General features: G+C 71.5%; 21 protein-coding genes. 17 read left to right on the top strand and 4 right to left on the bottom strand.

Going from position 1 to position 20,761, the window contains the following annotated elements:
• Positions 1-7 precede the first annotated feature (7 nt).
• The 12 genes from DWB77_RS14600 to DWB77_RS14545 all read left to right on the top strand — a co-directional run bounded on the left by DWB77_RS14600 (position 8) and on the right by DWB77_RS14545 (position 9,943).
• Positions 8-1,246, top strand: a complete 1,239-nt coding sequence (locus tag DWB77_RS14600) for an AAA family ATPase (protein ID WP_120727788.1) — start codon at positions 8-10, stop codon at positions 1,244-1,246.
• Positions 1,246-1,656: a TadE/TadG family type IV pilus assembly protein gene (locus DWB77_RS14595; protein ID WP_120721690.1), complete on the top strand. Its 411-nt coding sequence runs from the start codon at positions 1,246-1,248 to the stop codon at positions 1,654-1,656. Before DWB77_RS14600 ends, DWB77_RS14595 begins: the two co-directional genes overlap by 1 nt.
• A 3-nt stretch (positions 1,657-1,659) precedes the next feature.
• A complete protein-coding gene (locus DWB77_RS14590; protein WP_120721689.1) occupies positions 1,660-2,058 on the top strand; it encodes a hypothetical protein in 399 nt (132 codons plus the stop codon).
• A 22-nt stretch (positions 2,059-2,080) separates the two neighbouring features.
• On the top strand, positions 2,081-3,418 hold the full coding sequence (locus DWB77_RS14585; RefSeq protein WP_120721688.1) for a CpaF family protein: 1,338 nt from the start codon (positions 2,081-2,083) through the stop codon (positions 3,416-3,418).
• Between the two features lie 83 nt (positions 3,419-3,501).
• Positions 3,502-4,437 carry a type II secretion system F family protein gene (locus DWB77_RS14580; RefSeq protein ID WP_120721687.1) on the top strand — a complete coding sequence of 312 codons (936 nt, stop codon included), beginning with the start codon at positions 3,502-3,504 and terminating at the stop codon, positions 4,435-4,437.
• Positions 4,438-4,521: 84 nt separating this feature from the next.
• Positions 4,522-5,415 carry a DUF5936 domain-containing protein gene (locus DWB77_RS14575; RefSeq protein ID WP_120727786.1) on the top strand — a complete coding sequence of 298 codons (894 nt, stop codon included), beginning with the start codon at positions 4,522-4,524 and terminating at the stop codon, positions 5,413-5,415.
• A 31-nt stretch (positions 5,416-5,446) separates the two neighbouring features.
• Complete coding sequence (locus DWB77_RS14570) at positions 5,447-6,724, top strand: sensor histidine kinase (protein WP_120721686.1); 1,278 nt, start codon at positions 5,447-5,449, stop codon at positions 6,722-6,724.
• A 43-nt stretch (positions 6,725-6,767) separates the two neighbouring features.
• Positions 6,768-7,655 carry a response regulator transcription factor gene (locus DWB77_RS14565; protein ID WP_174248555.1) on the top strand — a complete coding sequence of 296 codons (888 nt, stop codon included), beginning with the start codon at positions 6,768-6,770 and terminating at the stop codon, positions 7,653-7,655.
• 110 nt (positions 7,656-7,765) lie between these two features.
• The gene (locus tag DWB77_RS14560; RefSeq protein WP_120727784.1) at positions 7,766-8,032 is read left to right on the top strand and encodes a hypothetical protein; all 267 of its coding nucleotides are present in this window, start codon (positions 7,766-7,768) and stop codon (positions 8,030-8,032) included.
• Positions 8,029-8,682 carry a pilus assembly protein TadG-related protein gene (locus tag DWB77_RS14555; protein WP_342778032.1) on the top strand — a complete coding sequence of 218 codons (654 nt, stop codon included), beginning with the start codon at positions 8,029-8,031 and terminating at the stop codon, positions 8,680-8,682. The genes DWB77_RS14560 and DWB77_RS14555 overlap by 4 nt, the downstream gene beginning before the upstream one ends.
• Positions 8,683-8,712: 30 nt before the next feature.
• Positions 8,713-9,312, top strand: coding sequence for a hypothetical protein (locus DWB77_RS14550; protein ID WP_120721684.1), 600 nt, complete (start codon positions 8,713-8,715; stop codon positions 9,310-9,312).
• 7 nt (positions 9,313-9,319) lie between these two features.
• Entirely contained in the window at positions 9,320-9,943 is a 624-nt protein-coding gene (locus DWB77_RS14545; protein ID WP_120721683.1) for an OmpA family protein, read from the top strand.
• A 184-nt stretch (positions 9,944-10,127) separates the two neighbouring features.
• Here the strand turns inward: DWB77_RS14545 and DWB77_RS14540 are convergent, their stop codons facing one another.
• On the bottom strand, positions 10,128-11,660 hold the full coding sequence (locus tag DWB77_RS14540; protein WP_246033529.1) for a S1 RNA-binding domain-containing protein: 1,533 nt from the start codon (positions 11,658-11,660) through the stop codon (positions 10,128-10,130).
• Between the two features lie 113 nt (positions 11,661-11,773).
• Positions 11,774-11,947, bottom strand: a complete 174-nt coding sequence (locus DWB77_RS37795) for a hypothetical protein (RefSeq protein ID WP_162952281.1) — start codon at positions 11,945-11,947, stop codon at positions 11,774-11,776.
• 162 nt (positions 11,948-12,109) lie between these two features.
• Between DWB77_RS37795 and DWB77_RS14530 the strand changes: the two genes are divergently transcribed.
• Positions 12,110-12,865: a hypothetical protein gene (locus DWB77_RS14530; protein WP_162952532.1), complete on the top strand. Its 756-nt coding sequence runs from the start codon at positions 12,110-12,112 to the stop codon at positions 12,863-12,865.
• Here DWB77_RS14530 and DWB77_RS14525 read toward each other — a convergent pair.
• Positions 12,855-13,229, bottom strand: coding sequence for a DUF192 domain-containing protein (locus DWB77_RS14525; RefSeq protein WP_120727780.1), 375 nt, complete (start codon positions 13,227-13,229; stop codon positions 12,855-12,857). The two genes, DWB77_RS14530 and DWB77_RS14525, sit on opposite strands and share 11 nt — an antisense overlap.
• A gap of 46 nt (positions 13,230-13,275) precedes the next feature.
• On the opposite strand from DWB77_RS14525, the gene DWB77_RS14520 reads away from it, so the two are divergent.
• Positions 13,276-14,079 (top strand): class I SAM-dependent methyltransferase, encoded by an 804-nt coding sequence (locus DWB77_RS14520; protein ID WP_120721680.1) that lies wholly within the window; start codon positions 13,276-13,278, stop codon positions 14,077-14,079.
• Positions 14,080-14,219: 140 nt separating this feature from the next.
• A complete protein-coding gene (locus tag DWB77_RS14515) occupies positions 14,220-15,749 on the top strand; it encodes a DUF2079 domain-containing protein (protein WP_120721679.1) in 1,530 nt (509 codons plus the stop codon).
• Between the two features lie 435 nt (positions 15,750-16,184).
• On the opposite strand, the gene mgrA is transcribed toward DWB77_RS14515, so the two are convergent.
• Entirely contained in the window at positions 16,185-17,261 is a 1,077-nt protein-coding gene (mgrA, locus tag DWB77_RS14510) for an L-glyceraldehyde 3-phosphate reductase (protein WP_120721678.1), read from the bottom strand.
• Between the two features lie 137 nt (positions 17,262-17,398).
• Here mgrA and DWB77_RS14505 point away from each other — a divergent pair, with 137 nt between their 5' ends.
• Together DWB77_RS14505 and DWB77_RS14500 are read left to right on the top strand one after the other, a co-directional pair.
• A complete protein-coding gene (locus DWB77_RS14505; RefSeq protein WP_053726342.1) occupies positions 17,399-18,160 on the top strand; it encodes an isoprenyl transferase in 762 nt (253 codons plus the stop codon).
• 986 nt (positions 18,161-19,146) lie between these two features.
• A complete protein-coding gene (locus DWB77_RS14500; RefSeq protein WP_120721677.1) occupies positions 19,147-20,469 on the top strand; it encodes a PhoH family protein in 1,323 nt (440 codons plus the stop codon).
• The last annotated feature ends 292 nt before the right edge of the window (positions 20,470-20,761 follow it).

Genomic DNA, 20,761 nt, shown 5'->3' with positions numbered 1-20,761 from the left:
GGTGCGGATGACCACCCGAATCCTGCCCGCCGTCGCCGACGCGGACGCCGCCCGGTCCGTCACCACCCTGCTCAGCCAACTCCCCGACGCCGAACCCGCGGTGCCGGTCGGCGACTCCACCCACCTGCTCGACACCCTGGCCCGGCTCGCCGGGGAGTCCCTCGACGAGCTCCCCGAAGTCGTCCTCGTCCACGAACGCATCGGCCCCACCCCCGCCCTGGAACTGATCCGCGAGGTCGCCCTGCGCTTCCCCGCGATCGGCGTCGTGCTGATCTCCTCCGACGCGGGGCCCGCCGTCTTCTCCGCCGCGATGGACTCCGGCGCCCGCGGCCTGGTCGCGCTGCCGCTGTCCTACGAGGAGCTCGCGGTCCGGGTCCAGGCGGCGGCCCAGTGGTCCGCGGGCGTACGCCGCCACCTGGGCGCGAGCCTCGACGTCTTCGCCGGGCCCGGCGGCACCGTCACCACCGTCACCGGCGCCAAGGGGGGTGTCGGCACCACCCTCGTCGCCGTCCAACTCGCCCTCGCCGCACGGGCGTCGGGGCACACCACGGTCCTGCTCGACATGGACCTCCAGGCCGGCGACGTCGCCTCCTACCTCGACGTCCAGTTCCGGCGCTCCATCGCCGACCTCGCCGCCATCACCGACATCTCGCCCCGGGTTCTCGCCGACGCCGTCTTCACCCACGAGAGCGGGCTCGCCCTGCTGCTCGCCCCCGGCGAGGGCGAACGCGGCGAGGAGGTCACCGACCGGGCCGCCCGCCAGATCATCGGCGCCCTGCGCACCCGCTACGAGACCGTCGTCGTGGACTGCGGAAGCCAGCTCACCGCCGCCAACGCCGCCGTCGTCGAGATGGCCGACACGGCGCTCCTCGTCACCACCCCCGACGTCGTGTCCGTACGGGGTGCCAAGCGGACCGTACGGATGTGGGACCGGCTCCAGATCCGCAAGGCCGAGGAGACCACCACCGTGGTGAACCGGCACACCCGCGCCACCGAGATCCAGCCCCCGCTCGTCCAGAAGATCACCGGGACCCGGGTCGCCCAGGCCGCGGTGCCGGCCCACTTCAAGGAGCTCCAGTCCGTCGTGGACGCGGGCCGCCTCCACGACCTCGACGGCCGCAGCACGATCCGTCAGGCCGTGTGGGCGCTGGCCGGAGAGCTCGGCCTGCTCAAGGCGCCGGAGGGCAGGGCGAAGGCGCGGGCTTCCCGGGGCAGCGGCCTGGTGCTCAGGCGCAGGGGCGGCTGATGCGCCGGGTGAGGATCGGCGCCCGGGTGGGGGTGCGGGTCCGGGGGCGGGAGCGGGAGCGGGACCGGGGGCAGACCGCCATCGAGTTCATCGGCGTGGTCCCGCTGATCCTGCTGCTGCTCGTCGCGCTGTGGCAGTGCGCCCTGGTCGGCTACACCTTCGTGCTCGCGGGCAACGCGGCGGACGAGGGGGCGCGGGCGGGGGCCGCGGCCGAGGGCGGTGCCGCGGGAGCGTGCCGCACGGCGGCCCTCGGTCAGGTGCCGTCCTCCTTCCAGGGCGACACGGCCTGCGGCGAGGACGGAAGCGGCATGTACCGCGCCACCGTCACGCTCAAGATCCCCGTCCTGATCCCGGGCGTCCTCAACGGCTTCCCGGTCGACGGCACCGCCGCCCATGTGAAGGAGCGCTGAGCCGTGCGCATCCCCACCCGCCATCGGGGCGACGAAGGTCAAGTCGCCCTGGAATACATCGGATTCGTGGCGCTGCTGCTGCTCGTCGGGCTCGCCGCGATCCAGCTCGGCGTCGCCGCGTACGCCGCGAACCAGGCGGGCACCGGGGCGCGGGCCGCGGCCCGGGCGGCCAGCCTGGACGCGCCGAGGAACGGCGAGCCGAGCCCGGACCCGGTGGCCGCCGGCACGGCCGCGGTCAGCGGCTGGCTCACGCCCCGGGTCACGGCGGCCGGGGGCGGCGGGGACGGGGCGGCGTACACGGTGACCATCAAGATCCCCAGCGTCATCCCGGGCCTCGGCGACGGCTTCTTCGGCTCCGCCACCCGCACCTCCACCATGCCGAAGCTTCAGCACCGAAGCTGACCCGAGACGACTGGAGAGACACATGAGTCTGCGGGCACGGATCGCCGCACCCGAGGAGAGCGGCGCGGGGCGGGAGGACGGCCATCTGGTCGCTTCCTACCGGGCCAAGCTCCTGGAGGAGATCGACCTCGCGGAGATGTCGTCGCTGGCCGCCGCCGAACGCCGGGCCCGCCTGGAACGGGTGCTCGGGCACATCATCAGCCGCGAGGGGCCGGTCCTCTCCACCGCCGAACGGGCCCAGCTCATCCGCCGGGTGGTCGACGAGGCGCTCGGCCTCGGCATCCTCGAACCGCTCCTCGAAGACGCCTCCATCACCGAGATCATGGTCAACGGGCCCGACCAGATCTTCGTGGAGCGCGGCGGCCGGGTGGAGCAACTGCCGCTCCGGTTCGCCTCGCACGAGCAGCTGATGCAGACGATCGAGCGGATCGTGTCGACCGTGAACCGCCGGGTGGACGAGTCGAACCCGATGGTGGACGCCCGGCTGCCGTCCGGCGAGCGCGTCAACGTGATCATCCCGCCGCTGTCGCTGACCGGCGCGACGCTCACCATCCGCCGCTTCCCGAGGTCGTTCACGCTCCAGGAGATGATCACCTTCGGCTCGCTCGACGAGCCCATGCTGCTGCTGCTCGCCGGGCTCGTCCAGGCCCGCTTCAACATCATCGTGTCCGGCGCCACCGGCACCGGGAAGACCACCCTGCTCAACGCCCTGTCCGGCCTCATCCCGCCGCACGAGCGCATCATCACCATCGAGGACTCCGCGGAACTCCAGCTCCAGCAGGCCCACGTCATCCGTCTGGAGGCGCGGCCCCCCAACGTCGAGGGCAAGGGGCACATCTCCATCCGCGACCTCGTCCGCAACTCGCTGCGCATGCGCCCCGACCGGATCGTCGTCGGCGAGGTCCGCGGCGGGGAGTCCCTCGACATGCTCCAGGCGATGTCCACCGGTCACGACGGCTCGCTCGCCACCGTCCACGCCAACAGCGCCGAGGACGCGCTGATGCGCCTCCAGACGCTCGCCTCGATGTCCGAGGTGGAGGTGCCCTTCGAGGCGCTGCACGACCAGATCAACTCGGCCGTCGACGTCCTGGTCCAGCTCACCCGGCACGCCGACGGCGCCCGCAAGATCACCGAGATCGCCCTGCTGGAGTCGCACGGCCGCGACCCGTACCGCATCACCACCGTCTGCCGCTTCGACGCCCGGCCGATGTCCGCCGACGGCCGCATCCACGGCCACTTCCAGTACTTCCCGCTGCCGCGCAGGGTCGCCGACCGCCTCTACCTCGCCAATCAGCCCGTGCCCCAGGCCTACGGCGTCTCCACGGACACCGAACAGCTCGCCGTCCGCCACGCCAACTGAGCCCGCCCACCCACCGGTTCGGCCCCATTCCGTCCACCGCCCGCCCCGCTCATCGAGCCCGCCAACTGACAGGGAACGCGCAGATGAACCTCTCCTTCCTCACGCTCGGCGTCACCCTGCTCGCCGGGGTGCTGGCCGTCCTGGGGCTGCGCTCCTACGGGGCGGGCCGCGCCCAGCGCGCAGCGCTCATCGACCGGCTCAGCAACCCCGGCGCCTCCGTCCCGACGGGCCGTCAGCGCCCGTTCCGCGGCGTGGACCGCCGACTGCGCGGCACGTCACTGGGCCGGCGCATCGAACACAAACTGGCCGCCACCGGCCTCGACCTCACCCCCGGCGAGTTCTTCGTGTACATGGTGGCCGGGGTGGCCGCCCTGTGGCTGATCGCCGCGTCCGTCCTCGCGTCGTTCTTCGGACCGCTCGCGGGCCTCGCCGGACTGTGGAGCGCCAACTCCTTCCTCGACTGGCAGCGCCAGAAACGCATCGAACGCTTCATCAACCAACTGCCCGAACTGTCCCGCATCCTCGCCAACGCCACCCAGGCCGGCCTCGCGCTGCGCACCGCCATCGCCATGGCGGCCGAGGAGATGGAGGCGCCGGCGAGCGAGGAACTGAGCCGGGTCACCGACCGGCTCGCCGTGGGGGAGTCCCTCGACGACGCCCTGGGCGAGATCGCCGAGCGGCTGCCCTCGCGCGAACTGGGCGTCCTGGTCACGACGTTGGTGCTCGCCAACCGGGCGGGCGGCACCGTCGTCAGCTCGCTGCGCAACCTCACCACCACCCTGGAGGAACGCAAGGAGACCCGGCGCGAGGTGCGCACCACCCTGGCCCAGGTGACGGTCACCGCGTACGCCGTGCCCGGCTTCGGCGTGGCCGCGCTGCTCATGCTCAACGCGGTGATGCCCGGCGCGCTCGACCGCATGACGGGCGCCTTCCTCGGCCAGGCGGCCGTGCTGATCTCGATCGCCCTGTACGCCCTGGGCTTCATCGTGGTCCGCCGGCTCTCCCGCATCGACGTATGACCCGGCGGCACCGGCGCGCACGTCGACGTACGGGCCCGAGCGGCCGATCGAAGAGAGGGGAGTGAGCGACTTATGGGACTGGGACTGGGACTGCTCTACGCGGCCCTGATGGGCCTGAGCGTGTACGGGATGTTCCACGGCATCCGCATGTACCGGGCCGAGGTGAAGCTCCCGAGCGACCTCTCGGTGGCCCTGGAGATCGGCGCGACGCGCACCACGGCCGTCGGCTCCGCCGTGGACCGGCTCGGCATGCGCTGGGCGCCCGCGGTGCTGCGGATGATGGGCCCCGCGCGGGTCGGCAGGAAGCGCCGCCAGATCGACCTCGCGGGCAACCCGGGCGGGCTCACCGTCGACCGCTACGCGGCCCGGCGCGCGGTGTACGGGCTGCTCGGCGCGGCGGCCGCACTGATCATGCTGCTGGAAGGGCACTGGATCATCGCCCTGGCGATGGTGGGCTTCGCCCTGTTCTGGGTCGAGGTCGGCATCTGGTCGGCCGTCCGGGTGCGCCGCGACCACATCGAACGCACCCTGCCCGACTTCCTCGACGTACTCGCCGTCGTGGTCAGCGCGGGACTCGGCTTCCGCCAGGCCCTGGAACGCGTCGCCGACAAGTACCAGGGGCCCTGGGCGGACGAACTGCGCATCACGCTGCGCCAGATGGACCTGGGCGTCAGCCGTCGGCAGGCCTTCGAGGAGCTGCGCAAGCGCAACGACTCCGAGCAGGTCGCGATGTTCGTCACCGCGCTCCAGCAGGGCGAGGAACTCGGCGCGCCCATCGTGGAGACGCTGATAGCGATCGCCGCCGACATGCGCCGCACCGACGCGCAGAACGCCCGCCGCAAGGCGGCCCGCGCGGTCCCCAAGGCCACCTTCGCCGTGACGACCTTCCTGCTGCCGGGCACGCTGATCCTGCTCACCGTGGGCTTCGTGTACGGCGCCGACCTCGACTTCGGCGGCTTCCTCGGAGGCCCGAAGTGAGCCTTCAACTGACCATAGGGGTGCGGGGTTGATGCCCATGCCGATGCGCCGCCGAGCGAGGGAAGCGGCGGCGCCCCCCACCCTCGCCCTCCAGATCAACGCGCTCCAGGCGATGTGCCGCCAGGTGTTCGGCTTCCGTCTGGCGATGATCGCGATAGGCGCCCCCTTCTCGCTCGCGGGCGCCGCCCCGGGGGCGCCGGGCCTGCTGGTGGGGGCCGCGGTCCTGGTCACCTTCATGGGCTCCTACGTCCTGTTCCGCGACTGGGAGCGCTTCGGCCCGCTGCTCCTGCGCCACCCCTGGCTGCTCGCCGTCGACGCCGTGTTCGGCGCGCTGCTCCTGATCACGGCGACCCCGGAGTCCCCCCTCGGCTATGTCACCATCTGCACCCCGCTCCTGGCCGGTCTGGTCTACGGCTGGCGCGGCGCGGGCCTCTTCGCGGGCCTCCAGGTCGCGATCCTCACCCTGGTGTACGCGACCGGCTCCCACCCCGGACCGGCCGACGCCTCCGCCCTGTTGCTGCCCGGCTTCTGTGTGATCGCGGGGGCGGTCGGGGTGACGATCCGCAACCTCCTGTTCCGGTTCGGCGCCGCGAGCCAGGCCCTCACCGAGACCCGGGCCCGGCTCGCCGTGCACGACGCGGTGGAGGAGGAGCGGGCGCGGCTCGCCCGTGACCTGCACGACTCGGTGGCCAAGACCCTGTACGGCCTGGCCCTTGCCGCCGACGGCCTGGCCGCGTCCGCCGACCGCATGGACCCGCTCACCCTCCGCGCCCAGGCCGACCTGGTGGCGCGGGCCGCGCGACGAGCGGCCGCGGAATCCCGCGAACTCCTCGGGGACCTGCGACGGGCCCGGGGCGAGGTGGACGTCCTGGCCGAACTGTCGGCCGCGGTACGCGACTTCACCCGCCGAACCGGCGTCCGGGCGCGGTGGACGCCGCTCGGTGACGGTCCGGCCCCGATGCTCCCGGCCGGGGTGGCACGCCAGCTCCTGACGATCGCGAGCGAGGCGCTGGACAACGCCCACCGGCACGCTGGCCCGGCCCGGGTCGAGGTGACGGCCGGCGTCGAGGGCGCCCTGCTCCGCCTCACCGTCCGGGACGACGGCCGCGGCCTGCCGCCGGGCACCACCCTGGACGACCTCCGGCGTACGGGCCACTTCGGCCTGGTGGGCATGGTGGAACGGGCCGCCTCGATGGGCGCGCGCATCAGGGTGGGCCGGGGCGACGCGGCCTCGGGGACGGAGGTCCGCGTCGAACTCCCGTTACCCAACGATCAGTTGAAAGACCCCCACGTTCCGCGACGCCCGTGACGCGTCCGTGCGACCCTCGTGAAACGGCTGGAAGGGAGGCGTCATGCAGGACGACTTCGCGTACGGGCCGGACCGGCAGTGGAGCGGTTCGGTCCGCGACCGGGACGGGGGCCGGGACGGCGGCCGGGAGGGTGGCCCGGAGGCGGGCTGGATCGGGGACGGCGGCCGGGATCCGGACGCCGGGGCGTGCGGTGGCCCGGTGCGCCCGCACCGTCCGCTGCGGATCGTCGTCGCGGACGACAACCCGGTCGTCCGGGCCGGCCTCGTCGCGCTGCTGCACGGCCGGCACGACATCGAGGTGGCCGCACAGGCGGCCGACGGCCGCGCGGCGTACGAGGCCGCGGTGCGCCACCGCCCGGACGTGATCCTGCTGGACGTGCGGATGCCGGACGTCGACGGCCTCACCGCACTGCCGCACCTGGCGCGCCTTGCATCCGTAATGATGCTGACGTACAGCCGCGAGAGCGAGATCGTACGGGAGGCGTTGCGGCTCGGTGCGGGCGGCTATCTGGTCCACGGCGAGTTCACGGCGGACGAACTGGCCGCGGCCGTAAGGGGAATGAGAGAGGGCCGGGCCGCCTTCACCACCACGGCGACGAACGCCCTGCTGGCCCACGTACGCGGCCAACCGGACCCGGAGCCGGCCATTTCCGCGGAATCCCTTTCGCAACTGCAACCGGTTGTGGCACAGTCTTCAACTGGGCAACGGGGGCTGTCCATGCGCAACAGGGAAGAGTTCAGGCTGAGTTCGCGGGAGGTCGAGGTGATGGAGTTGATCGCGGCGGGCATGAACAACCAGCACATCGCGGCCACGTGCTTCATCAGCGAGAAGACCGTCAAGAACCACATCAACCGCATCTTCGCCAAGCTGGGCACCACCACCCGGAGCGAAGCGATCGCCCGCTGGCTGGGGGTGACCCGCCATGCGTAACTCCCCCCTTTGGGCCCGCCTTTGGGCCCCTGGACCCTCCCCGGCCACCGCGCCCCCGGCCTATGTTCCCGGTGACGTACGCGATGCCGCAACCGGAGGAGACCCGCGAGATGCCGCAGGACACGCTGCTGAGGACCGCCGTCGCCGCACAACTGCGAGCCAACGCCTGGCGGGACACGACCGTCGCCCGGGCCCGCGCCCGGTACGCGCCGCGGGGGCGGGCCGGGGGGAGCGACCGGGGGCAGACGTCGTTCGAGTACCTGGGGATCATTCTGGTGGTGGTGGCGATCATCGGCGGGATCATGGCGACGGGGATCGGCACGTCCATCACGAACAAGATCAAAGAACAGATCGACAAGATCAAGGCCGGTGGCTGATCGCGAACCTGCGCCAGGACCGAGGGCAGGCCTTCCCCATCTATGTCGTGATGGTGGCGGGCCTGCTCTTTCTCGCTTTCGCCTTCTTCGCGGTCGGCCAGGCGTCCGCGACGCGCAACGGCGCCCAGGGGGCGGCCGACGCGGCGGCCCTCGCGGCGGCGCAGCGCGCCCGTGAGGAGCTGGGCCCGAAGGTGCTGGCGGCGCTCACCGCACCCGGCGGTGTCGACGACATCTTCAAGGACGGCGCCTTCGTCGCCGAGGCCCACGCCGAGGCGGTCGACTTCGCGGCGGCGAACCACGCCGACCTTTCGGCGTTCGAGCCCCACCCCGGGCGGGTGGGCCAGTACAAGTTCACCGTGGGCGTCAAAACCCAATACACCGTGGGCAAGTCGGTGATCCCGGGGACCGAGGAGGAGCACGGCACCGCCGATGCGACGGCGCTCATCGAGCTGCGGTGCGCCCTTCCGCCGAGCACGGGGGGCGGCGGCAGTCCGACGCCGACGCCCACGCCGTCCGCGACGGCCGCACCGACTCCGGCCCCGACGGCCACGACGCCTCCTCCCGTCACGATCACGTGCGACGGCAAGGACATGCCCGTGGAGCCCATGCCGGATCTGGAGAAGATCTTCAGCGTGAAACTGGTCGACTGACATCAAGTGACGAACAGAGGAAAGGCACCGATGAGCGTTCCGCGCACGTTGAGGGCCCGTAGGGGCGCGGTGGCGGCAGCTGTGACAGTCGCCCTGGCGTTGGCTGTCGGCGGATGCGGCGGCGACAGCAAGGATGACAAGTCGAACACGGCCGGCGGTGACTCGCAGTCGAAAACGACCTCGTCGGGCGGCGGGCAGCCGGGTTCCTCGACACCGAAGCCGGGCCCGACGACGAAACTCGCCGAAGCCACGGGCCAGGGGGGAATCGTCCTCACCATCAACAGCGTGGGCCGTGACGCGGGCGGGTTCGTCACGGTGGCCGGCCAGTTGAAGAACCCCGGCACCGAGAACTTCGTGGACACCTCCGGCTGGGTCGGCACCGAGAAGGACGTCCTGGCCAGCGGGGACTCGGTGGCCGGGGCGACCCTCGTCGACAAGGTCGGGAAGAAGCGCTATTACGTGCTGCGCGACACGGGCGGGAAGTGCCTGTGCACGATGGGCATCGTGGGGGTGAAGGCGGGCCAGACCGTCCCCTTCTTCGCCCAGTTCCCCGCCCCTCCCGCCACCAGCAAGGAGGTCGACTTCCAGCTCCCGACCTTCCCCACCATGACCGTCCCCGTCTCCGGGTGATCACGCCATGAACAGAACCCGGCACGCAGCCGTGACGATCGTCGCCGCCCTCGTCCTGACGGCCGGCGCCACCACCTCGTACGCCGACGGGACGCCGAGCAGCCCCCCACTGCCCGGCACCGAGGCGACGACGGATCCGTCGGTGAAGGTCGACGGGACCTCGCCGAACCTGAAGCTCGCCGAGGGCGGCACGCTGGCCGCGCCCAAGGTGCTCGACATCAAGGCGATCGTGGAGGACCAGGGCGGCGAGGAGCGGCGCTCGGACACCAACACCAACGTGACGTTCGCGCTCCAGGCGGAGGTCCTGTTCGCCATGGACAGCGCGGCCCTGTCGTCCGACGCAAACGACCGCATCCAGGGCATCGCCGCCGAGATCAAGAAGCAGAGGGAGACCAGCGTCCGCGTCTTCGGCTTCACCGACAACCTGGGCACCCACGAGCACGGCGTGATCCTGTCCAAGGAGCGCGCCGACGCCGTCCAGAAGGCGCTCTCGCTGTCCCTGGGACCCGAGGTGACCTTCGAGATCCGCGGATATGCCGAGGACTATCCGATCTCGGACAACGCGACGGAGGACGGCCGCAAGAAGAACCGCCGAGTGGAAGTCAGCTTCACCCGCGGCAGCGGCGGCTAACCGGAGGCACGGGCGCGGTTCTGTAGGGCCCGGGACATGAGCGTCAGCGGGCCCACTCTCGTCACTCTCGGAGTGGGGTCTTCCGTCCCCTCTGGTTCTGTGTCGGGTGCGCGGTGTGGGGGCCGGGAACGCGGGAAACAGCGGATGACGACGCTCCGTGCCGTCCCGGTGCCGGGCTCGCGGATCAGGCGCCGGGTTCGTCCTGGCCGGGGGAGATCGCTTGCCGGTGCGAGAGGGTGATGCGGCGCCGGGCCGGGTCGATGTCCAGGATCTTCACGGGGAGTGCGTCGCCGACCTGGACGCCCAGCCGCGGATGGTCTGGGTGTCCGTCGCCCAGTTCGGTGTTGTGCACCAGCCCCTCGAAGCCGTTCTCCTTCTCCTCGATGCGTACGAAGACGCCGAACGGCACGAGCTTGGTGACGCGGCCGAGGACGGTCTGGCCGATCAGCCCAGTCAGCAGTGGCATCGGGTCTTCGTGCAGGGTTTTGAGCGACAGTGACACGCGTTCGCGGATCGGGTCGACGTCGAGGATTTCGGCGCTGATCTCCTGGCCGACGGCAACGACCTCGGAGGGATGGTTGAAGGGGCGCCATGACAGCTCGGGGATGTTGATCATCGCTTCGACGCCGCCGATGTGCACGAACGTGACCCAGAAATCGGCGATCCGGGTCACCCGGCCGGTGATGATCCCACCTCGCTGAAGGGTCTTGAGGAGGGCCCACTTCCGGGTGCTCGGGGTGGAGTCGATCTCCCAGCGGGCGCGTACCACTCCATCGCTGTCGGGCATGACCGCGGCGAGCAGCGGGACGCGGTCGTCGGCGTACATGGGCAGGATCATCGCGGCGGAAGCGTCGCAGAGACGGGCGGACAGCTCCGGGAACTCGTCCTCGTCGGCGCCGACGCTGTGCATCCGCCCCTCCCTGTCCTGCCAGACACACTCGACGTGGCCCTCGGCCGGGAGAGTGGCGAGGACCGCGTCGATGTCGCAGGACAGGTCCGGCCAGACACCCAGCCGGGCTCGGGGAGCGAGCCCGGCGCGGACCGTGTCGATGGTGTCGGGGGTTAGGCGGTGCCATCGCGCGGAGTTGTGGGCGTACTGCTCTTCCAGGACTCTGGAGTTGCCCCACTGCATCGACCAGCGCAGATGGTCCCAGAACTCGTCGTCGGCCGGCCGCTGGGGGCCCTCGTCCTCGGGTTCGAAGTCGTACGGAGAGGCCTCGATCCGCTCCGGGAACAACCCGAGCGCGCGGGCTTTGACCACGGCGGTTTCACAGGGCCGACTGCTGCCTATGTACATGTACTGGTCCCAGCCCACGTGCACGGCGAAGGTGTCCTCCACTTCCAGCCGACACCAGGCGCCACCGTCGCGCAGCATGACCCGTACGAGATCCAGCGCGGTGTCGACCGAGACCTCGGCACCGTCGTGGAAACCGTCCGGCCCGGTTGGGAAGACACCGTCCAGCCCGAAGCCGTCCATCGGTGGCTCCAGCCCGAAGTTCAGGCAGGGCGCCGGGAGTTGGGGCTCGCGCACCGCCAGGCGCTCGATGCCGGTGTCCGCGGCGAACGCCGCGATGGCTCGAAGGTAGGCACCCTCGACCTGGCCGTGGTCGCTGACCGTGTCCTCGGCGCCGGTGTAGTGGCCGTGTTCATCACGGTCGGCGGGGTCGTACTTGGTGACGCGATAGACGTAGGGCAGCACGCCCCCATCGTCCAGCATGGTTCGGACGCGCCCCCGCTCAGTGCCACTACCCATCGAGGGCCAAGCACTCATGCCCACGCATTCCGAGCCGCCGCCATGCGCTGCTACTGGGACGAGGAAGACACCTGGTTCTACTTCGAGGTCGATGCCACGGGCTGGGTGATCCGGCAGATCGAGCTCGAAGGGCCCGGGCTGACCCCCGTCGCAGCGGCCTCCCTCTGCCGGCGGGCGGCCTTCCAGACCTCTTCGAATTCCTCAAGGGTGAGGGGCAGCGGGTCGTGGCCTTCCCACTCGGAGACGGGCATCGCCGCCCGTCCGTGCACCGCCGTCCGTCCGTCATGAGCCCCCGTTAGTCCCGCTCGTCGCTGGGTAGCCGAGGGAGCGTGGCCGGGGTGGGTCGCTGTCGGTCGGTAACGGGTGGGTCGGGACCCAGTCAATCCACAGGAGTGGTTGTTACGGTGCTGGGTATGAAGCCAAGGCTGGTACGGAGTCGTACGGCGACGGCTGGGGTGTGTCTCGTCGCCCTCGCCGCGGCGGCGGCGTGCGGGCCGAGCGGTACGGAGGGTGCGGGGGCGCAGGGGTCGGTGCGGGACACCGCGGCCGCGCCCGGCGCCAGTGGTACCGCGCCGGTGAAGGCGGCCGCCGGGGCGCTCACCGGGGACCAGCTCGCGGCGGCCGCGCTGGTGACCGGCGACGTGAAGGACTTCGCGGCCGAACCGCTGGAAGGCGGCACCCCCACCGGCAGCTCCCGGACCAACAAGGCCGCGTGCATGCCCTTCGTGTCCGTCATCAACGGCACCCCCGACCCGGCCCCCTCGGCGACCGTCTTCAGACGCCTGGTGAACGCGACCGAGGAGGGGCAGGCCGACCAGATGGTCGTCACCGAGGTGCTCGGCGCCCATCCCTCCGGCGCGACCGAGGTGCTGCCCCGGCTCCGCAGCGCCATCGAGGCGTGCGCCGACGGGTTCTCCACCAAGGGCGGCGACCTGGAGCCGTCGTCGTTCACCGAGGTCAAGGAGGTGCCCGCGCCGAAAGCGGGCGACGAGGCCCTCGCGTACGAGCTGATGGGCCAGGCCCAGGGCGACCCCGTGCCGATGGTCTTCCAGGTGGTGCGGACCGGGACGACGGTGGTGACGTTCTACGCCGTCGACGTCGCCGGCGACGACACGCCCCACATTCCCGACGAGCTCTCCGTTGCACAGGCGGCCAAGCTCAAGTCCTGAGATCCTGTCCCGCCGCGATGACGACCTGGCAGCCCGGCCGCAGGCCCCACGCGGCCATCGCGCCCGCCTCCGCCTCCAGGACGTGCCGCGCGCGCGGCCGGATCGCGCCGAGGCGGCCCGGGCGCATCGTGCGGACCGCGATCACCCTTAGCCGGCGGTCCAGATGGGCCACGTCGATCGCGAAGCGCATCCGGAAGGTGTGCACGCTGCTCGCCGGGGTCAGCAGGAGCGCCCCCTCGATTCCGTCACGGCCCAGCAGGCCCCGCGTACGGGCCCGGTAGGACGCGGCGATCTCCAGCGGTACCGGTGCGTGGGCGCCGTCGAGCACGCTCAACTCGCCCGTTCCGTCCCTCCATCGGCCCATGGATAAACGGTAGTGGCTCACGGGGCCGCCGCGTAGGGTCCGCAACATGGGCCGAAACATCAGGAACCACAACAACCGCCCCTTCGAAGAACTGATCGACGAGGCCGCGTCCGTCTCCGTCGACGGCTGGGACTTCTCCTGGCTCGACGGCCGGGCCACCGAAGAGCGGCCGTCCTGGGGATACGCCCGTTCGATGGCCGGGCGGATGGCGAAGGCCACCGCCGCCCTCGACATCCAGACCGGCGGCGGCGAAGTTCTGGCCGCCGTGCCCCAGCTGCCGCCGCTCGCCGTCGCGACGGAGGGCTGGCCCCCGAACGTCGCCCGGGCCACGGGCCTGCTGCACCCGCGCGGAGTGGCCGTCGTCGCCGACGAGGACAAGCCTCCGCTGCCGTTCGCCGACGGCGCCTTCGACCTGGTCGTCAGCCGGCACCCGGTCACCACCTGGTGGTCGGAGATCGCCCGCGTCCTGTCGCCCGGCGGCACCTACTTCTCCCAACAGGTGGGCCCGGCCAGCGTGTTCGAGCTCGTCGAGTACTTCCTGGGGCCGCAGCCCCCGGAGGTGCGCGGCGGCCGCGACCCCGGCAAGGCGCGCAAGGAGGCGGAGAGCGCGGGGCTCGAAGTGGTCGATCTGCGGCTTGAGAAGCTGCGTACGGAGTTCCTGGACATCGGCGCCGTCGTCTACTTCCTGCGCAAGGTGATCTGGATGGTGCCCGGCTTCACGGTCGAGGAGTACCGCGACCGGTTGAAGGCGCTCGACGAGCAGATCCGCACCGAGGGCCCCTTCGTCGCGCACACGACACGCTTCCTGATCGAGGCCCGGAAGCCGCTGCGTCCCGGCCGCACCAGCTAAGCCCGCACCGGCCGCCCGGGCCCCACCGCCCGGCCGCACCACCTGGGCCCGCACCGGGCCCGGGCCCCCACCGCACCGCCCGGGACCCCACCGCACCGCCTGGGCCGGACAGCGGCCACCGGGGCCTAACATCGGGACACATGCGGACAATTGCAGACCAAAGGGCAGGGCGGCGCCCGCAGTCGCCGAGCCTGCCCGTGCCCGCCCTCGCCCGTCTCCCGCGCGTACGCATCGGCCGGCCCGCCCTCCTGTGGTGGGGGTGGGCCGCCGCGCTCTTCCTCCTGTACGCGACCGTCTCGACCCGCCGCCAGGCGCTGGTCCGCACCACCGGCTACGACCTCGGCATCTTCGAGCAGGCCGTCCGCGCCTACGCCCACCTGCGGGCGCCCGTCGCACCGCTGCGCGGCGACGGCTTCAACCTCCTCGGCGACCACTTCCACCCGGTGCTCGCCGCCCTCGCCCCGCTCTACCGCCTCTTCCCCTCCCCGGGCACCCTGCTCGTCGCGCAGGCCGCACTGCTCGCGCTCGCCGTGGTGCCGCTCGCCCGGCAGGCCGCCCGGGTCCTCGGCCGCCGCCCCGCCCACGTCATCGCCTGCGGATACGGGCTGAGCTGGGGCATCGCCTCCGCGGTCGGCTTCGACTTCCACGAGGTGTGCTTCGCCGTCCCGCTGGTGTCCTACGCCCTCGAAGCGCTCGCCCGAGGACGCTGGCGGCGCGCGGTCGCCCTCGCCGTGCCGCTGCTCCTGGTCAAGGAGGACCTCGGTCTCACGCTGGCCGCGATCGGGGCGTACACCGCCTGGCGGGGGCCGCGCCGGCTGGGCGTCGCGACCGCCCTGCTCGGCCTGGTGGGCAGCGCGCTCGAATTCAAGGTCCTCATGCCGTACTTCAACCCGGCGGGCACCTACGCGCACGCCGCGAACCTCGCGCCCGCCCACCACTCGTGGCTCACCACCCTCGCCCTGGCGCCGCTGGACGCGGTACGCCCCGAGGTGAAGGCGACCACCCTCGTCCTCGTCTTCGCGCCGGCCGCGCTCATCGCCCTGCGCTCCCCGCTCGCCCTGATCGCGCTGCCCACCCTCGGCTGGCGGATGCTGTCCACCAACGCCTTCCACTGGGGGACCGCGTTCCACTACACGGCGGTCCTGATGCCCGTGGTGTTCGCCGCCCTCACCGACGCGCTGCGGCCGTACGCCGCCGCCGGCGACCCGCTCGCCCGGCGCCACGTACGGGCCTCACTGGCGACGGTCGCGGCGGTCACCCTGGTCCTCCTGCCGTCCTTCCCGCTCGCCCAGATCGCCCACCGCTCCACCTGGCGCACCACCCCGCACATCGCGGCCGTCCACGCCCTGCTGCGCCGCATCCCCGACGGCGCGAGCGTGGCGGCCTCCAACCGCCTTGTCCCCCAGCTGACTTCACGCACCACGGTCGCCCTGTTCCCGACCTTCCCGGTGCACTGGAAGCTGTACGCGACGGACGGCCCGATCCCGCGCCCCACCGCCCAGTGGATCGTCTACGACCGCGTCCCGCCGGAGTCCTGGCCCTACCCGCCGGGCCCCTGGCCCTATCCGGCCCCCCGGCAGGAGCGGGAGTACGCCCTCGCGCTCGCGCGGTACGGCTATGTGCGGGTGGCCGAGGCGGACGGCGTCTCGCTGCTGCACCGCCGGGGCTGAGGCGCCGGCGTCCTCGGGCGCGTATCGGGGCGGGGTCGCCCGGACGGGCGCTCGCGTGTACGCGCTGGTGTCACACGGTCACACCGCGCCGCCGCCCTTGCGCCAGAGGGGTGAAGCACGGCCGGAGCGGATTTTCGCGTCCCGGCCCCGGCCGCCGACCGTGTGTCGACCCTGCCGCACCCCATCTGACCTGCGCAGTCAAGCACGCGCCCCGAGTCGGCATCACCCCTGCGAGGGACCGCGAACCCGTACTCGCCCGGTTCCGGAGCGTAGTTCTGGAGCGCCGTGGCGCCCAGCATCACTTACGAAGGGTTATGGTGGAAACCCCCCCTCGGGCCGGTCCGTATCCCCCCACGGACCGGCCCGTTTTTTCTTTCCCGGAGCCCGGCCGGGTCCCGCGTCACGCGGGACCGCCGACCCGGACCCCTTTCCCCATCAGCCGCGCCCGGCCCAGATGTTGGTGCCCTCGGTGTCCACGGCGAAGGCGTCGATCTCCTTCAACTCCCCATCCGTGAGCGGCGGTCCGGCCAGCGCCGCCACGTTCTGCTCAAGCTGTCGCACGCTGGACGCCCCGATGAGCGCCGACGTCATGCGCGGGTCACGCAGCACCCAGGCCAGCGCCAACTGCGCGAGCGACTGACCGCGCCGCGAGGCGATGTCGTTCAGGCCCCGCAGCCGGCGCACCACCTCGTCCGACAGCAGACCCGGGTCGAGGGACTTGCCCTGGGTCGCGCGCGAGCCCTCCGGGATGCCCTGGAGGTACTTGTCGGTGAGCAGGCCCTGGGCGAGCGGCGCGAAGGAGATGCAGCCCATGCCGGCCGCCTCCAGGGTGTCCAGCAGCCCTCCCCCAGACTCCGTCCGGGGGGACCCCCACCTCGCTTCGCTCCTCTCGGTCCAGCGGTTGATCATCGAGTACGAGGGCTGGTGGATCAGGGCCGGGACGCCCATCTCCTTGAGGATCCGGGCGGCCTCGGCGGTCTGCTCGCTGGTGTAGGAGGAGACGCCCACGTACAGCGCCTTGCCCTGCTGGACGGCGGACGCGAGCGCACCCATCGTCTCCTCCAGGGGGGTCTCCGGGTCGAAGCGGTGCGAGTAGAAGATGTCGACGTAGTCGAGGCCCATCCGGCTCAGCGAGGCATCGAGCGAGGACAGCAGGTACTTGCGCGAGCCCCACTCGCCGTACGGGCCGGGGTGCATCAGATAGCCGGCCTTGGTGGAGATGACGAGCTCGTCACGGTACGCGGCGAAGTCCTGGCCGAAAATCTTCCCAAAGTTCAGCTCGGCGGAGCCGGCCGGCGGGCCGTAGTTGTTGGCCAGGTCGAAGTGGGTGACCCCCAGGTCGAAGGCGCGGCGCAGGATCGCACGCTGGGTGTCGAGGGCGCGGTCGTCGCCGAAGTTGTGCCACAGGCCGAGGGAGACGGCGGGGAGTTTGAGGCCGCTGCGGCCGGTACGGCGGTACTCCATGGAGTCGTAGCGGTCCGGGGCGGCGAGGAAGCGGAGGGATTCAGTCACGTTTCTCTGCTTATCACGGACTTGTGACAGACCGAGTTGGGCCGCCAAGACCCGTCCGCAGTACTGTGCTTTCCCTGGGGCGGCCGGTGTGCGGGGCGGCGGCGGGCCCCCGGGAAGGCAACGAGAGGGTGAAATCGGTGAGTTTGCGCGACCTGGTGTACAGGCTCTATGCGCGCCGGGTGGAAGGCCGCCTCGACCATGACCAGGTGCCCAAGCACATCGGCGTCATCCTGGACGGCAACCGGCGCTGGGCCAAGGCATCGGCCCGCAGCCCCGAGCAGGGTCACCAGGCCGGCGCCAGCAAGATCCAGGAGCTGCTCGGCTGGTGCGCCGAGACGGACGTCGAGGTCGTCACCCTCTGGCTGCTCTCCACCGACAACCTGGACCGCCCCGAAGACCAGTTGATCCCGCTGCTCGGCATCATCGAGGACGCGGTGCGGGACTTGGCGGCGGACGGGCGCTGGCGGGTCCACCACGTCGGCAACGCGGATCTGCTGCCGGGGCACACCCAGTCCGTGCTCAAGGAGGCCGAGCAGGCCACGCACGACATCGACGGGATACTCGTCAACGTCGCCGTCGGCTACGGCGGGCGCCAGGAGATCGCGGACGCGGTCCGCTCCCTGCTGCTGGAGCACGCGGCGAAGGGCACGTCCTTCGAGGAGCTCGCGGAGATCGTCGACGTCGAGCACATCTCGGAGCACCTGTACACGCGGGGGCAGCCCGACCCCGACCTGGTGATCCGCACCAGTGGTGAGCAGCGGCTGTCCGGGTTCATGCTCTGGCAGTCCGCGCACTCCGAGTACTACTTCTGCGAAGTGTTCTGGCCGGCCTTCCGCAAGGTCGACTTCCTGCGGGCGTTGCGGGATTACGCGGCGCGGCATCGGAGGTACGGCACGTGAGCTCTGGGTCCTCTTTCTAACCCCCCTTTCTGCCCTAGCCGGACGGGCTCAACCCACCCCCCGTCCGGCCCGCCACCACTCGCCCGCCCCGGCCGTCCCTGCGAACCATGCCCGCGCGGTTCCCCGCGCCCCTGAAACCCCGCTCGTGTGCGGACCGTGCCCGCTTGCTCGCGCAGTTCCCCGCGCCCCCAAGACCCTCGGTCGTGTGCGGGCCGTGCTCGCTTCTCGCGCAGTTCCTCGCGCCCCTAGCTACTCGGTGCTGGGCAGCGCAGGCCACCTCAGCCCGTCCGGCGTTTGAGGACGAGCGCCGTTCAGGCGCGATCGGGGTCTGGGGCGGAGCCCCAGGGGCTTTTGGCCGCGGGTCGTGGGTTGCTGGGCGCGCAGTTCCCCGCGCCCCTGAAACCCCCGGTCACGTGCGGACCGTGCCCGCTTGCTCGCGCAGTTCCCCGCGCCCCTAGCTACTCGGTGCTGGGCAGCGCAGGCCACCTCAGCCTGTCCGGCGTTTGAGGACGAGCGCCGTTCAGGCGCGATCGGGGTCTGGGGCGGAGCCCCAGGGAGGTGCCGATGGTGCGGGTCGTGGGTGGCTGGGCGCGCAGTTCCTCGCGCCTCTGGCGGCGCTGGTGCCGGCCCGCATGGGGTGCGTAAGGGCGTCCGACGATTGGCGACGGGTGCCTCGAAGGCATGGGCGGGGTCTGGGGCGGAGGCCCCAGGGGGGAAGTCGGGGCATATGACGGGGCATGGCTTCGCTTGTTCGAGGGCATAACCCCCCCAGGTCGACGACCGGTCCACGGACGTCGTATCTCAGTGGGCGGCACCAACGCCACCCGCCCGGGAGGCCCTTTGCACCAGGACGACCGCGCACCGCGCGCGGGCGACGTGGAGGGCCGGAGCTCGGCCCGCGCAGCGCGGTCGAAGCCCGGTCCCCGTTTCCGCGACGCCGTCGCACCCCGATCTCATGCGCCTCTTACGAGGGGGTACGTCCTTCCGTGGTGACCAGCACAAAGCGCCGCATGCCCGACCGGCGCACCTACGTTCTCGACACCAGCGTCCTGCTGGCCGACCCCAACGCGATGACCCGGTTCGAGGAGCACGAAGTGGTGCTCCCCATCGTCGTGGTCACGGAGCTGGAGGCCAAGAGGCACCATCCGGAGCTCGGTTACTTCGCCCGGCAGGCGCTGCGCCTGCTCGACGACTTCCGGGTCCGCTACGGACGTCTCGACGCCCCCATCCCGATGGGGGAGCTCGGCGGCACCCTCCGTGTCGAGCTGAACCATTCCGATCCCGGCGTCCTGCCCGCCGGCTACAGGTTGGGGGACAACGACTCCCGGATCCTCGCCGTCGCCCGCAATCTCCAAGCGGAGGGATACGACGTCACCGTCGTGTCGAAGGACCTGCCGCTGCGGATCAAGGCGTCGTCGGTGGGTCTGCTCGCCGAGGAGTACCGCGCCGAGCTGGCCATCACCGACTCCGGCTGGACCGGCATGGCCGAACTGCCGCTCAGCGGCGAGCAGGTGGACCTGCTCTTCGAGGAGGAGACGCTCCACGTTCCGGAGGCCGCCGAGCTTCCCGTCCACACCGGGCTCGTGCTGCTCTCCGAGCGCGGCAAGGCGCTCGGGCGGGTCTCGCCGGACGGGAACGTGAAGCTGGTGCGGGGCGACCGCGAGGTGTTCGGCATCCACGGCCGCAGCGCCGAGCAGCGCATCGCGCTCGACCTGCTGCTCGACCCCGACATCGGGATCATCTCGATGGGCGGCCGGGCCGGCACGGGCAAGTCGGCGCTCGCCCTCTGCGCGGGCCTGGAAGCCGTCCTGGAGCGCAGGCAGCACAAGAAGGTGATGGTCTTCCGGCCGCTGTACGCGGTGGGCGGGCAGGAACTGGGCTATCTGCCGGGCTCCGAGGCCGAGAAGATGGGCCCCTGGGCCCAGGCCGTCTTCGACACGCTGTCGGCGGTGACGAGCCGTGAGGTCATCGAGGAGGTCACCTCGCGCGGCATGCTCGAAGTCCTGCCGCTGACGCACATCCGGGGCCGCTCGCTGCACGACGCGTATGTGATCGTGGACGAGGCGCAGTCACTGGAACGGAACGTCCTGCTGACCGTTCTGTCCCGGATCGGGGCCAATTCGAGGGTGGTGCTCACCCATGACGTGGCCCAGCGCGACAACTTGAGGGTCGGTCGGTACGACGGCGTCGTGGCCGTCGTCGAAAAGCTGAAGGGGCACCCGCTGTTCGCGCACGTCACCCTGACCCGCTCCGAGCGTTCGCAGATCGCCGCCCTGGTGACCGAAATGCTGGAGGACGTCTCGATCTGAGGCGGTAAGCACGAGTTGGCGCCGTCCGGCGAGCGCAGCAGCTTAGCCGGGCGGCTCCTTCATGTGGGCGTGATTGCCAGAAACCATTGGGGTGAACGAGGTGTGAGGTTTCACACGCAACGGGGAATTGCTTCGCGGCGTCCGCTTCCGGCAGAGTCTTGGATCCGTCAGGCCCCGCATACGGCACCCCTGTACCCGGGTACCCCCGTACCCACGCAACTCCATAGCTGAGCCGTATGCCGCCCGCGCTTCACGCGGCGCTTCCCGCAGGGGAGTTGCCCATCGGGTCAGT

This window comes from Streptomyces hundungensis, assembly GCF_003627815.1.
Classification (GTDB): domain Bacteria; phylum Actinomycetota; class Actinomycetes; order Streptomycetales; family Streptomycetaceae; genus Streptomyces; species Streptomyces hundungensis_A.
The sequence above is the reverse complement of the archived record's forward strand: the minus strand, read 5'-3'. Positions and strand labels throughout refer to the sequence as shown.